Consider the following 10,201-nt stretch of genomic DNA (forward strand, 5'->3'; position numbering starts at 1 on the left):
GTGCTGCCGCAGCGCGGCGTCAACCCGGAACGGGTCAACCAGTGGTTCGTGGACCACCCCGACCTCGCACCCCGGCTGGACCAGATCGGCGCGTTCGAGGTCTTCGGCTCGGTCTGGTTCTCCGCGATCTACCTGCTGCTGTTCACCTCGCTGATCGGCTGCATCCTGCCCCGCGCCCGGGACCACGTCCGCGCGCTGCGGATGAAGCCGCCGGCCGCGCCGAAGCGGCTCGAACGGCTGCCCCAGCACACGGTGCTGGAGGCCCCGGCCGCCGCCGATCCCGAGGCGATCGCGGCGGTGCTGCGCGGCCGCCGGTGGCGGGTCACCGTGCGCGGCAACGAGGTCTCCGCCGAGAAGGGCTACCTCAAGGAGACCGGCAACCTGCTCTTCCACGTATCGCTGGTCGCCGTCCTGCTCGGGGTCGCGCTCGGTTCCTGGTACGGATGGCACGGCAACCGCATCCTGGTCGCGGGCGAGGACAACGCCTTCTGCAACACCCGTCAGCAGTACGCCGAGGCGTCGCTCGGCCCGCGCGTGGACAGCGCCGACCTGCCGCCGTTCTGCCTGACGCTGGAGAAGTTCGAGGCCGACTACCTGCCGTCCGGGCTGGCGTCCCGCTACTGGGCCACGGTGACCGTGGACGAGCCGGGCGGCACGGCGCGGACCGCCGGCTTCTCGGTCAACTCGCCGCTGCGGCTCGGCTCGGCGAACGTCTACCTGCTCGGCAACGGCTACGCGCCGCTGCTGAAGTACACCGACAAGTACGGCCGCAGCCAGACCAGCGAGGCGCCGTTCCTGCGTACCGGCGACTCCAACGCGACCGAGGAGGGCGTGGCGATCTTCCCGGACGCCAACGTCGACCCGAAGACCGGCGCGCGGGCCCCGGACCAGCAGATCGCCTTCGACGGGCTCTACCTGCCCACCGGGCCGGAGAGCGCGCCGTACGTGGCGTCGCAGTACCCGGCCGAGCGCAACCCGATGGTGAACCTGACCGCGTACCGGGGGAACCTCGGGATGGACGCCGGCATCCCCGGCTCGGTCTACGCGCTGGACCGGCGGCAGATCGACGACGGCAAGCTCAAGGAGATCGGCACCAAGCTGCTGCGGCCGGGGGAGAAGTGGACCCTCGACGACGGCAGCACGCTGGAGTTCGTCGGCACCAAGCCGTACATCACGCTCGCGGTCCGGCACGCGCCCGGGCAGACGCTGCTGCTGGTGGCCAGCGGCACGCTGCTGCTGGGCCTGATGGGCTCGCTGTTCGCCCGGCGGCGACGGGTGTGGTTCCGGGTTTCGCCCCCGGAGGGTGGATCTCCGACGGGCGGTAGTAGTTTGGTGGAGGCCGGTGGGCTGCCGCGCACCGAGCACCCAGGGTTCGCCGACGAGTTCGCGCAGCTCGTCGCCGCGGTGAGCGGCGACGAGCCGGACGCGCGGCGGGCGCGAGAAGGAGACGAGTGATGTCCGCACTCTCCGACCAGCTGGTCGCGTACGCGATCCTGGTGTACCTGATCGCGATGATCAGCCACGCCGTGGAGTTCGCGCTGGGCAACGCGCGGAAGGTCCCCGCGGCCGCGCCCGCGCGGGAACTGGTCGGCGCGGGCGTCGGCGGCGCCGGCGGCACCGTCGACGAGCCGGCCGCGCCGCCGCGGCCGGACCACTCCGCCGCCCGGGCCGTGCTGGCCGGCCGGATCGCCGGCTGGCTCACCGCGGTCGCCGCCGCCGTGCACCTGGGCGCGGTGATCACGCGGGGCGTCGCCGCCGACCGGATGCCCTGGGGCAACATGTACGAGTTCGTGCTGACCGGCACCTGGATCGGTGTGGCGGCCTGGCTCGTGGTGCTCTGGAAGCAGCCGTGGCTGCGCCGGCTCGGGCTGTTCCTGACGCTGGTGATGGTGCTGCTGCTGGCGTTCGCCGAGCTGAAGCTCTACGTGCCGATCGAGCCACTGATGCCGGCACTGCAGTCGTGGTGGTTCATCATCCACGTCTCGACGATCATCTTTGCCTCGGGCCTCTTCCTGCTGGGCGTGGTGCCCGCTGCCGCGTACCTGATGCGGGCCGGCTGGGAGCAGGGGCGGCGCAGCTTCCCGTACACCCTGGCCCGCCGCCTTCCGGCGGCGGCCGGGCTGGAGCGGTTGACCTTCACGCTGCACGCCTTCTCGTTCCCGATCTTCACGTTCGCGGTGATCGCGGGCGCGATCTGGGCCGAGGCGGCGTGGGGCCGCGCCTGGGGCTGGGACCCCAAGGAGACCTGGGCGTTCATCTCCTGGGTGGTGTACGCGGGCTACCTGCACGCCCGGGCCACGCCGAGCGTGAAGCGCAACGTGGCGACCTGGATCTCCATCGTGGGCTTCCTGACCGTGATGATGAACCTGTTCGGCGTGAACTTCTTCTTCACCGGTCTGCACTCGTACGCCGGGGTGTAGTGGCCGGGCGCGCGCTCAGCACCTCGTCCACCCGGCGCGTGACCTGGTAGGCCACCTCCGGCAGGTCGGCCAGTTCGAGGCGGTCGGCCCGGAGCGCGAACTGGGCGTGCAGTTCGCGGGCCACCGCGTCGCGGATCTCTGCCTGGAGTGGGCTGAGGCCGTCCGGGTCACCCACCACGTATGTGTCGTCCATCCGCCGATGATGAACCGCCGTCGGCGATCCTGTCAGTGACGAATTCATCCGCCGAACCAGCCGGGGACGTCGAGGCGGAACACGTCGGCGGGAACCATCCGGCGCAGGTCGTCCTCGATGGCGGCGACCCGGTCCGCGCCGAGCGTGGCCGCCCAGCGGTCGCGTAGCTCGTCGAAGACCGCCGCCGAGCGGTGCAGCCCGTCGCGGCCCTTCGCGGTCGTCCGGACCAGCTTGCGTCGGGCGTCGGTCGGGTCGTCCACGCGTTCCAGGTAGCCGAGCGCGACCAGCCGGTCCACCGTCTTGCCCGCTGCCTGCTTGGAGACGCCGAGACGCTGGCCGAGGTCGGAGGCGGTGGTGCCGTCCGGGCCGACGGCCTGGAGGACGAACCCGTGGGCCGGGCGCAGCTCGGGGTGCCCCTGGCGGGCCAGCTCGGCGTGCAGGTCGTCGACGAGCGTACGGAAGCCGGCGAGCAGGAGCAGCGGCAGCGCGAAGCCGGGGCGGTCAGGCGTTGCCACGTTCGACAACCACGTTTACTATTTCGTCAACCACGTTGACCATCTTACGAGAGGGGCACAGTCATGTCCCGCTTCACCACGTACGAGCCGGACACCGCACCCGCCGCCGCCCGCCCGGTCATGGCCGGGGTACGCCGCACACTGGGCCACCTGCCCGCTGCCGTCGGCCTGATGGCGGGCTCACCCGAGCTGCTCAAGGGCTTCCTCGCCGCCAACGCCGCGTTCGAGGCGACCGACCTCGACCCGGTCGCCCGGGAGGTGGTCGTGCTCACCGTCGCCACCCGCAACGGCTGCCACCTCTGCGTGGCCATGCACACCGCTACGCTCGTCCGGCACGCCGCCGCGCCGGAGCTGATCGAGGCGCTGCGGACCGGCGCGACGCTGCCCGACCCTCGGCTGGAGGCGCTGCGCCGGTTCACCGTCGCCGTCCTCGACCACCGGGGCGCGGTCCCCGACGCCGACCTCGACGCGCTGCTCGCCGCCGGGTGGCAGCGCCGGCACGCGCTGGACGTGGTGCTCGGCGTCGGCACGTACACCATCTCCACGTTCGCCAACCGGCTCACCGACGCGCCGCTCGACGCGCCGCTGGCCGCGTACGCCTGGACGCCTGCGGCCTGAGCTGCGGGGTGTTAAGAAGGGGCCCCTCCTCTACCGGAGGCGTTAACAGGGGGCCCTTCCTTACCTCCCAGGAACGTGCGGGAGGATGGCGGCATGGCGGCTCGTGGCTTCCCGTACACCGATCTCAAGGACTTCCTCGCGGCGCTGGAGCGCGCGGGCGAGCTGCGGCGGGTGAGCGCGCCGGTCGACCCCACGCTGGAGATCAGCGAGATCGTCACCCGCACCGTCCGGGCCGGCGGGCCGGCGCTGCTGTTCGAGCGCCCCACCCGGGGCGAGATGCCGGTGGCGATCAATCTGTTCGGCACCGAGAAGCGGATGGCGATGGCGCTCGGGGTGGAAGACCTCGACGAGATCGGCGCGCGGATCGGCGACATGCTCAAGCCGGAGCTGCCGCAGGGCTTCTCCGGGATGATGGGTGGCCTCGGCAAGGTCATGCAGCTCAAGTCGATGCCGCCGAAGAAGGTCAAGACCGCCCCCTGCCAGCAGGTCGTCTACCGGGGCGACGACGTCGACCTGAACCGGCTGCCCGGGTTGCAGGTGTGGCCCGGTGACGGCGGGATCTTCCACAACTTCGGGCTGACCCACACCAAGCATCCGGAGACCGGCAAGCGCAACCTCGGGCTCTACCGGCTCCAGCAGCACAGCCACAACACGATCGGCATGCACTGGCAGATCCACAAGAACTCCACCGCGCACCACGCGGTCGCCGAGCGCCTCGGCGAGCGGCTGCCGGTGGCGATCGCCATCGGCGCGGACCCGGTGGTGGCGTACTCGGCCAGCGCGCCGCTGCCCGCCGACATCGACGAGTACCTGTTCGCCGGGTTCCTCGCCGGTGAGCGGGTCGAGATGGTCGACTGCCTGACCGTCCCGCTCCAGGTGCCGGCGCACGCGCAGATCGTGCTGGAGGGCTACATCGAGCCGGGCGAGCGGCTGCCCGAGGGCCCGTTCGGCGACCACACCGGCTTCTACACGCCGGTCGAGCCGTTCCCGGTGATGCACATCGAGTGCATGACCATGCAGCGCGACCCGGTCTACCACTCGATCGTCACGTCCCAGCCGCCGCAGGAGGACCACGGTCTCGGCAAGGCCACCGAGCGGATCTTCGCGCCGCTGCTGCGCTTCCTGATCCCGGACATCGTCGACTACGACCTGCCCGCCGCCGGTGTCTTCCACAACTGCGCGATCGTGTCGATCCGCAAGCGCTACCCGAAGCACGCGCAGAAGGTGATGAACGCGATCTGGGGCGCGCACATGATGTCGCTGACCAAGCTGATCGTGATCGTGGACGAGGACTGCGACGTCCACGACTACAACGAGGTCGCGTTCCGCGCCTTCGGCAACGTCGACTACGCCCGTGACCTGCTGCTCACCGAGGGCCCGGTGGACCACCTCGACCACGCCTCGTACCAGCAGTTCTGGGGCGGCAAGGCGGGCATCGACGCGACCCGCAAGCTGCCCGAGGAGGGCTACACCCGGGGCTGGCCGGAGGAGATGCGGATGTCGCCCGAGGTGGTCTCACTGGTGGACAAGCGCTGGAAGGAATACGGGATCTGATGACGGCGGCGGTACAGGAACGGCCCGGCCGGGTCGCGTCCTTCCTCAAGCTCGTCGCCATCGAGCACTCGGTCTTCGCGCTGCCGTTCGCGTACCTGTCGGCGCTGACCGCCATGCAGCTCAACGGCGGCCGGGTGCGCTGGGGCGACCTGCTGCTGATCACCGTGGCGATGGTCGGCGCGCGGACGTTCGCCATGGCCGCGAACCGCATCCTCGACCGGCGGATCGACGCGCGGAACCCGCGTACGGCGAACCGGGAACTGGTCACCGGCGCGGTGAGCGTGCGGACGGCCTGGACCGGCGCGGCCGTCGCGCTCGTGGTGTTCCTGGCCGCCGCCGCCCTGCTCAACCCGCTCTGCCTGGTGCTCGCGCCGCTGGCCGTGGTGCCGCTGATCGTCTACCCGTACGGCAAGCGGTTCACCAACTGGCCGCACGCCATCCTCGCGGTGGCGCAGGCGGTCGGCCCGGTCGGCGCCTGGCTGGCGGTCACCGGCACGCTCGACGGCTCCGGCCCGGCCTGGCTGCTCGGCGCGGCGGTCGGCCTCTGGATCGGCGGCTTCGACCTGATCTACGCCTGCCAGGACTCGGAGATCGACCGGGAGATCGGCGTGCACAGCGTCCCCGCCCGGTACGGCCGGCGCTTCGCGCTGCACGCCTCCACCGTCGCGCACGTGGTGACGTTCGCGCTGTTCATCTGGTTCGGCGCGTGGGTCGGCTTCGGCTGGCTGTGGTGGATCGGGCTGGCGCTGACCGCTGCCGCCTTCGCGTACCAGCACCTGGTGGTCAGCCCGACCGACCTGAGCAAGGTCAACCGGGCGTTCTTCACCGCGAACGGCTTCGTCGGCATCGCGCTGTTCGTCCTCGCGCTGCTCGACCTGGTGATCCGGCTCGGCCTGCGGCCGTAACGGCAACGTCGGAACGCGGTCAGGACGCCGGGGTGACCGGATAGCGGGCGCTCTCCAGCGTCCAGTCCACGGTGCCGCGCACGGCGGCGGCCAGGCCGTCGAGGTGGACGGCGACGGCGTCGTCGAGCGTCGGGCCGAACGACGGCGCCGCCGCGCGGAGCGCCGCGAACCGGTCCATCTCGGCCCGCCAGTGCCCGGCCACCAGGTCGACCGCCGCCGGCAGCGGCACGCCCCGCTCGGCGGCCACCGCCAGCACCAGGTTGTGCCCGCCGCCGGTGGCGTGGTCGCGCTCCAGCGAGGCGATGTCGTTGAACCAGGACAGCAGGTCGTTCGCGAGGTCCGCGAGCCGCCGCAGCGCCGGGTGATGGTAGACCGCGTCGGGCAGCGGGCGTCCGGACGCGAACTCGATGAGCGGGTACGACACGTACGCCGCCGAGGTGGCCCGGCGCAGCCGCACGTACTCGGCGACGCCCGGCGGACGGCCCGACCCGGTGGCGGTGGCCTCCCGGTGGACGCCGTCGAGGTGGTCGGCGACCGCGTCGGCGAAACGTAGCCGCCAGCGGGCCGGCATCCGGCGGCGGGGCTCCCGCCACGCCTGCACCAACAGGCGGCGCAGCGGGCCGGAGAAGCCCGGATGGCGGGCTCGCGGACCTTCGCGCAGCAACGCGAGCGCGCCGTCGCGCAACGCGCGGATCTGCCCCGGCGTCAGCCCGTCCCGCCCGTCGCAGGCGTCGTCGACCAGGAAGAACCAGGTGAACAGCGCGGTCAGCACCCGCAGGTCCGCCTCGGTGGCGTCCGGGTAGAGGCGCCCGGCGTACCGGGCGAACCCGGCCCGCGCCAGCCGCCGCCGGGTGGCCGGGTCGGGCGGCAGGCCGAGCCGGTCGACCAGTTCCACCAGCCAGCCCTGCACGTCGTCCGCGTACGGGGAGAGGCGGGGCGTGATGGGGCAGTCGGAGCGCAGCGCCCGCAGCACCGCCGCAGTCATCACCGGCCCTTCCCACGGAAGTGGATTTGCCGATCGAAGAATTTCACGCCGAGGGAACTCCCGTGAACCCTCTGGACATCCCGGGCGGGCCGCCCGAACGGGGGTCGTGGTCCGCCGCCCGCGGCGACCAGGCACGCTTGAGGGCATGCGCGAACCATGGGTGGTGGGTGTCTCCGGCGCCTCGGGCACGCCGTACGCGGCGGCGGTCGTCCGGGCGCTGCTCGACGCGGGCCAGGCGGTGGACCTGATCGTGTCCCGGGCGGCCCGGCTGACGGTGCTGGACGAGACCGGCCGGCCCTTCCGGGACGGGCACTGGGCCGAGGACCTGGCCGCCTGGCTCGACCGCGACCTCACCGGCGCGGACATCCGGCACTGGCCCGCCGGTGACCTGGCCGCCGGCCCGAGCAGCGGCTCCTATCGGGTACGCGGGATGGCGGTGGTGCCGGCCAGCACCGCCGCGTGCGCCGGCATCGCCATCGGGCTCTCCAAGGATCTGCTCCAGCGTGCCGCCGAGGTGAACCTCAAGGAGCGCCGCCCGGTAGTGGTGGTGCCCCGGGAGACCCCGGTGACCCGCAGCCACCTGGAGCACCTCATCGCGCTGCACGACGCCGGAGCCGTGGTGCTGCCGGCCAGCCCGGGCTTCTACGGCGCCGGGGCGGCGGCCTCCGCCGGGCAGCTCGTGGACTTCGTGGCTGGCAAGGTGCTGGACGCGCTGGGCGTCCCGCACACGCTGTTCCGCCGGTGGGCCGGTGAGCTGGCCTCCGGTCGCCGGGAGCCCGGCCCGGCCTGACCGGACCCGGCGTACGACGAGCGGGGCGCGGCCTCGATCGGACCGCGCCCCGCACGTTCAGTACATGCCGGCGTTCGCCGGGCCGGGGCCGGTGGAAGCGGTCGGGCCCATGTTGCGGGCCTTGCCCATGTCCTCCGCCTCGTCCAGCATGCCCTCCCCCTCGAGCAGGGCCCGCACCTCGGATTCCCGAAACCGGCGGTGCCCTCCTGGAGTCCGGATACTGCCGATCCGGCCGGCCGCTGCCCATCTGGTCACGGTTTTCGGGTCAACCCGAAACAGCGCAGCGACCTCACCCGGTGTCAGCAGGCGATCTCCAGTGTCCACAGCCCCCTCCTCGCGTCGACGAAGCCCCCGGCTGAACACACTGCCCCCGGCCGGTGCGAGCCCAGAGCCGTCATGAGGGACGTATGGCAATTACAGCACCGGCTACCGGACGTGTCCGCCAAACGCGAAAAACGCACACACTGGGAAGTTAGGAAATGGTACCGGCGGAGAACCCCCGTGAGCGCACGTTTGTGATAGGCGCGGCCCGACCTCATCGTCGCCCGGTGGCCGCAGTGCCGGGCCCCGATCGAGATAGGGTCACTCTCCGTGGACACGATCGACCTGAGCCTTGTGGAGCTGTTGCGAGGCAACGCCCGTCTGTCGTACGCCGAGCTGGCCCGTCAGGTCGGCCTCTCCGCCCCGGCCGTGCACGAGCGGGTCGGCAAGCTGGAGTCCAGCGGCGTGATCCGGGCGTACCGGGCCGAGGTCGAGCCGGAGTCGATCGGGCTCGGCGTCACCGCGCTCATCGGCATCATCGAGGACTCCGACGCGGACACCGACGACGTGCTGGAGTCGTTCCGGCGCATCCCCGAGATCGAGTCCTGCTACTTCATGGCCGGCGTCGAGTCCTTCCTGCTCAAGGCGCGGGTCGGCACGATCGCCGAGCTGGAGCAGCTGATCGTCCGGCTGAACCGGACGGCCGGCGTGGCATCCACCCGTACCAGCATCGCCCTGTCGACCAAGTGGGAGAACCGCCCGCAGCCGCTGGAACCGCCCACCGCCTGATCACTCTGGCCCCGGCGCGGGGATTGCGGTTACCGTGCGCCGATGACGATCTCGGGACGCGGCGCCGCAGTGGTCACCGGTGCGGCCGGCGGGCTGGGCCGGGCCATCGCCGTCGCGCTGCACGCCGACGGCTGGAACGTGCTGCTCACCGACGTCGACGCCGATGCCGTGGCGACCGCCGCCGCGCCGCTGGGTGGCTGGTCGCGCCCGCTCGACGTACGCGACGAATCCGCCTGCGCGGACGTGGCCGCCGAGGCGGCGGCCGCACCCGGCGGCCTCGGGCTCTGGGTGAACAACGCGGGCATCCTGGTCACCGGGCCCTCCTGGGCGCACGACGCCCCGACCCGGCGCGCGGTGGTCGAGGTGAACGCGCTCGGCGCGATGAACGGCACGCTCGCCGCCGTCGCGGTGATGCGCGAGCAGGGCCGCGGCCACGTACTGAACGTCGTCTCGCTGGCCGGGCTGATCGCCGCGCCCGGCGAGACGGTGTACGCGGCCAGCAAGCACGCCCTGCTCGCGTTCAGCCTCGGCACGTTGAGCGACCTGCGGATGGCCGGCGTCCGGGGCGTACACGTGTCGTGCCTGTGCCCGGACGGGATCTGGACGCCGATGCTGCACGACAAGCTGGACGACCCGGGCGCGCTGGCATCCTTCACCGGTTCGCTGCTGACGCCGGAGCGGGTGGCCGCGCGGGCCGTCCGGCTGGCCCGGCGGCCCCGGCCGGTGGTCAGCCTGCCGCGCTGGCGCGGCGCCCAGGTACGGCTCCTGGACGCCTTCCCCCGGCTCGCCCTGGCGCTCACGCCGGTGATCCGGGCCACCGGCCGGGCCGGTCAACGGCGGCAGGCCCGCCGGGTCCGGGAAAACCCGAGCCCACCTCGCTTGTAACGTTGCCGACGTGACTCATCTCGACCGGTGCGACGAGGCCAGCCGGCGCTGGGTGACCGAGGCGATCGCCGCTGTCGAGGCGGACGCCAACCGCTCCGCCGACACCCACCTGCTGCCGTTCCCGCTGCCCCGCGAGTGGGGGATCGACCTCTACCTCAAGGACGAGTCGGTGCACCCCACCGGCTCGCTCAAGCACCGGCTCGCCCGCTCGCTGTTCCTCTACGGGCTCTGCAACGGCTGGATCGGCCCGGACACCACGATCGTCGAGGCGTCGTCCGGCTCGACG

At 72.3% G+C, this 10,201-nt stretch carries 13 protein-coding genes; 9 read left to right on the top strand and 4 right to left on the bottom strand.

Features of this window, described 5'->3' with window-relative positions; genetic code table 11:
- Positions 1-1,455, top strand: a 1,455-nt coding sequence (locus KBX39_RS12315) for a cytochrome c biogenesis protein ResB (RefSeq protein WP_210870541.1), incomplete at its 5' end; no start/stop codon positions are given.
- Positions 1,455-2,420 (top strand): c-type cytochrome biogenesis protein CcsB, encoded by a 966-nt coding sequence (gene ccsB / locus KBX39_RS12320; RefSeq protein WP_064448403.1) that lies wholly within the window; start codon positions 1,455-1,457, stop codon positions 2,418-2,420. The genes KBX39_RS12315 and ccsB, both read left to right, overlap by 1 nt.
- Here ccsB and KBX39_RS12325 read toward each other — a convergent pair.
- Positions 2,389-2,613 (bottom strand): hypothetical protein, encoded by a 225-nt coding sequence (locus KBX39_RS12325; protein ID WP_210870543.1) that lies wholly within the window; start codon positions 2,611-2,613, stop codon positions 2,389-2,391. The two genes, ccsB and KBX39_RS12325, sit on opposite strands and share 32 nt — an antisense overlap.
- Positions 2,614-2,657: 44 nt before the next feature.
- Complete coding sequence (locus KBX39_RS12330; protein ID WP_043327395.1) at positions 2,658-3,128, bottom strand: MarR family winged helix-turn-helix transcriptional regulator; 471 nt, start codon at positions 3,126-3,128, stop codon at positions 2,658-2,660.
- A 63-nt stretch (positions 3,129-3,191) separates the two neighbouring features.
- Between KBX39_RS12330 and KBX39_RS12335 the strand changes: the two genes are divergently transcribed.
- The 3 genes from KBX39_RS12335 to mqnP all read left to right on the top strand — a co-directional run bounded on the left by KBX39_RS12335 (position 3,192) and on the right by mqnP (position 6,205).
- Positions 3,192-3,746 carry a carboxymuconolactone decarboxylase family protein gene (locus KBX39_RS12335; RefSeq protein ID WP_210870546.1) on the top strand — a complete coding sequence of 185 codons (555 nt, stop codon included), beginning with the start codon at positions 3,192-3,194 and terminating at the stop codon, positions 3,744-3,746.
- A 93-nt stretch (positions 3,747-3,839) separates the two neighbouring features.
- On the top strand, positions 3,840-5,300 hold the full coding sequence (locus KBX39_RS12340; RefSeq protein ID WP_043327390.1) for a menaquinone biosynthesis decarboxylase: 1,461 nt from the start codon (positions 3,840-3,842) through the stop codon (positions 5,298-5,300).
- Complete coding sequence (gene mqnP, locus KBX39_RS12345) at positions 5,300-6,205, top strand: menaquinone biosynthesis prenyltransferase MqnP (protein WP_043327388.1); 906 nt, start codon at positions 5,300-5,302, stop codon at positions 6,203-6,205. The genes KBX39_RS12340 and mqnP overlap by 1 nt, the downstream gene beginning before the upstream one ends.
- Positions 6,206-6,224: 19 nt before the next feature.
- Here the strand turns inward: mqnP and KBX39_RS12350 are convergent, their stop codons facing one another.
- On the bottom strand, positions 6,225-7,190 hold the full coding sequence (locus KBX39_RS12350; protein ID WP_210870549.1) for a terpene synthase: 966 nt from the start codon (positions 7,188-7,190) through the stop codon (positions 6,225-6,227).
- Positions 7,191-7,335: 145 nt separating this feature from the next.
- Between KBX39_RS12350 and KBX39_RS12355 the strand changes: the two genes are divergently transcribed.
- A complete protein-coding gene (locus tag KBX39_RS12355; RefSeq protein WP_043327384.1) occupies positions 7,336-7,980 on the top strand; it encodes a UbiX family flavin prenyltransferase in 645 nt (214 codons plus the stop codon).
- 57 nt (positions 7,981-8,037) lie between these two features.
- Here KBX39_RS12355 and KBX39_RS12360 read toward each other — a convergent pair whose 3' ends face one another.
- Positions 8,038-8,304 carry a BldC family transcriptional regulator gene (locus KBX39_RS12360; protein WP_013473529.1) on the bottom strand — a complete coding sequence of 89 codons (267 nt, stop codon included), beginning with the start codon at positions 8,302-8,304 and terminating at the stop codon, positions 8,038-8,040.
- A gap of 267 nt (positions 8,305-8,571) precedes the next feature.
- Between KBX39_RS12360 and KBX39_RS12365 the strand changes: the two genes are divergently transcribed.
- The 3 genes from KBX39_RS12365 to KBX39_RS12375 all read left to right on the top strand — a co-directional run.
- Positions 8,572-9,030, top strand: coding sequence for an Lrp/AsnC family transcriptional regulator (locus KBX39_RS12365; protein WP_018787850.1), 459 nt, complete (start codon positions 8,572-8,574; stop codon positions 9,028-9,030).
- A 42-nt stretch (positions 9,031-9,072) separates the two neighbouring features.
- A complete protein-coding gene (locus KBX39_RS12370; protein ID WP_166455688.1) occupies positions 9,073-9,915 on the top strand; it encodes an SDR family oxidoreductase in 843 nt (280 codons plus the stop codon).
- 10 nt (positions 9,916-9,925) lie between these two features.
- Positions 9,926-10,201 (top strand): pyridoxal-phosphate dependent enzyme (locus KBX39_RS12375; RefSeq protein WP_369010111.1); only part of this gene is annotated, 276 nt, incomplete at its 3' end.

This window comes from Micromonospora sp. D75 (genome assembly GCF_018070405.1).
Taxonomy (GTDB): Bacteria; Actinomycetota; Actinomycetes; order Mycobacteriales; family Micromonosporaceae; genus Micromonospora; species Micromonospora chalcea.

Excerpts from the sequence above, each read along its gene's own strand:
- KBX39_RS12340 (WP_043327390.1), top strand. The coding sequence starts at position 3,840 with ATGGCGGCTCGTGGCTTCCCGTACACCGATCTCAAGGACTTCCTCGCG.
- mqnP (WP_043327388.1), top strand. The coding sequence starts at position 5,300 with ATGACGGCGGCGGTACAGGAACGGCCCGGCCGGGTCGCGTCCTTCCTC.
- KBX39_RS12335 (WP_210870546.1), top strand. The coding sequence starts at position 3,192 with ATGTCCCGCTTCACCACGTACGAGCCGGACACCGCACCCGCCGCCGCC.
- KBX39_RS12325 (WP_210870543.1), bottom strand. The coding sequence starts at position 2,613 with ATGGACGACACATACGTGGTGGGTGACCCGGACGGCCTCAGCCCACTC.
- KBX39_RS12355 (WP_043327384.1), top strand. The coding sequence starts at position 7,336 with ATGCGCGAACCATGGGTGGTGGGTGTCTCCGGCGCCTCGGGCACGCCG.
- ccsB (WP_064448403.1), top strand. The coding sequence starts at position 1,455 with ATGTCCGCACTCTCCGACCAGCTGGTCGCGTACGCGATCCTGGTGTAC.
- KBX39_RS12370 (WP_166455688.1), top strand. The coding sequence starts at position 9,073 with ATGACGATCTCGGGACGCGGCGCCGCAGTGGTCACCGGTGCGGCCGGC.
- KBX39_RS12350 (WP_210870549.1), bottom strand. The coding sequence starts at position 7,190 with ATGACTGCGGCGGTGCTGCGGGCGCTGCGCTCCGACTGCCCCATCACG.